Source organism: Moorena sp. SIO4A1, from assembly GCF_010672065.1.
Classification (GTDB): Bacteria; Cyanobacteriota; Cyanobacteriia; order Cyanobacteriales; family Coleofasciculaceae; genus Moorena.
This window is the reverse complement of sequence record NZ_JAAHHX010000545.1, coordinates 1-1,687: the sequence shown is the minus strand read 5'-3', so window position 1 is coordinate 1,687 and position 1,687 is coordinate 1. Positions and strand designations below refer to the sequence as shown.

At 46.4% G+C, this 1,687-nt stretch carries 3 protein-coding genes; all 3 read right to left on the bottom strand.

What is annotated here, in order from left to right:
- Positions 1-309: 309 nt before the first annotated feature.
- The gene (locus tag F6K53_RS40450) at positions 310-516 is read right to left on the bottom strand and encodes a hypothetical protein (RefSeq protein WP_293085794.1); all 207 of its coding nucleotides are present in this window, start codon (positions 514-516) and stop codon (positions 310-312) included.
- A 51-nt stretch (positions 517-567) separates the two neighbouring features.
- Positions 568-825, bottom strand: coding sequence for a hypothetical protein (locus F6K53_RS40445; RefSeq protein WP_293085791.1), 258 nt, complete (start codon positions 823-825; stop codon positions 568-570).
- 662 nt (positions 826-1,487) lie between these two features.
- Positions 1,488-1,687 (bottom strand): hypothetical protein (locus F6K53_RS40440; RefSeq protein WP_293085789.1); only part of this gene is annotated, 200 nt, incomplete at its 5' end.

Genomic DNA, 1,687 nt, shown 5'->3' with positions numbered 1-1,687 from the left:
TGAATATTGACACTGCTACTAGGATGCTCTAAAATAGCCCACGCAATGGGAACAGCCCGTCCTCTATAGACTACGGCGTTCCCGTTTCAGGCAATACTGATTCCATAACATGGAAGTGTCTAAGCTCCTGGTTGACTGACAAAACTCAACAAGCATAGTCAAAAGACCTTACTGTAAACTCCAACCGATACCTCTTTTTCTCATCCTGTTTTCGAGAGGCGATTCTGCGTAGCAGACGCTTTGCGAACGCTGGAGATGGATCGGGTCTACCATTTAAAATGAGGGTTTGAAACAACTCCCAACCAAGAGTCAGAGCAGCTCTTTTCCCATGACCAACCAATTTTTAGATAGCTGCTGCCTCGTGCGCCAGTGAGGGTCAACCATACGGCGTTTTCCTTGAGCGACTACCTCCGTTCCTTGAGCGGTTAAATATAAAGTAGTGATCGCGCTATACCAAGCACAACCGGGATAAGGCAGGTGAGTTGCGAATCTGAGAGCTAAGAAGTTCAAAACCATTGGACTTATCACCCTTGAAAACTTTCCTCAATATCAAAGCGCAAGCCATATTCACGAAAAGTCGTATGGGGTGGTGGCTTCATTACTGACGATGTACCAAAGTTCTCCACTGACTCCAACACATTCCAAGGCAAGATTGACTGGGCCATAGGGGTTCGTTTTATGAATACGAACATTTTGGAGCAGTAGAGCTTGTCGGAGTCCCAAGTGAAAATCAATGACAGGACACCAACGGTTACCAGGTCGCCAAATCCAGAAATCGCTCAGAAGTGCGGATGCGATAATTCCAACCAAGCTGTTGACAGGCATACTTCATCCAATTTGGTATCGATAAACCCTCGTCTGCCTACGCAAAATTACTTTGACCCCAACTGGCATCAGGCTCCCAACCCGCTTAAGCAGGGCAAGGCACGGCTTGAATATTGACACTGCTACTAGGATGCTCTAAAATAGCCCACGCAATGGGAACAGCCCGTCCTCTATAGACTACGGCGTTCCCGTTTCAGGCAATACTGATTCCATAACATGGAAGTGTCTAAGCTCAGCAAACTTCAATGATTCTGACCACCCCTTCAATGCCCCTTGAATCAGCGGTCTGTATAACCGTTGTGGATTAATCCGGGGACCCAAGCAACCATCGACTAAATCGGCGTTGCTTGCTCTGAGCAAACACAGCTCTTGAGTGGATGTACATAGTCCATTTTGTCAAATTTACGCTACCTGAGTGAATTAGCCCCAAAACCCATCCAAACCAGGGTATATAGATGCCTGATATCAGCCCATTCTTTGGATTGACCCAATAGAGTTACAAGGGCATCATATAGACGGGAGGTGTTTTCGCTTGTCATCCTGTCTGAGTTTAGTCACCAGTCAGAATATGGCATTTGTAGCCAATTTGAGAAGGTAACACCTTCCATCACTGGAAAAGAAGGACTCTTCCTAGGGTAGCGATCGCCCTTTCTGGACTTTTGTCAGTCAACCAGGACGAGCCGATCAAAATGTTTAGCATAGTGGCGACCAAGTTCGTTTTCATGTCGCCAGGGCTCGCGCATCACAAAAAGATAGTGATTATCCCTGAGTGTATTGTTTTGTGCCGTGAGCAGAAATAGACGCTCTTGATCTGGAAAAATAGCTTGGGCATATCCCAAATAGTGAAGTGGTCGATATTGGG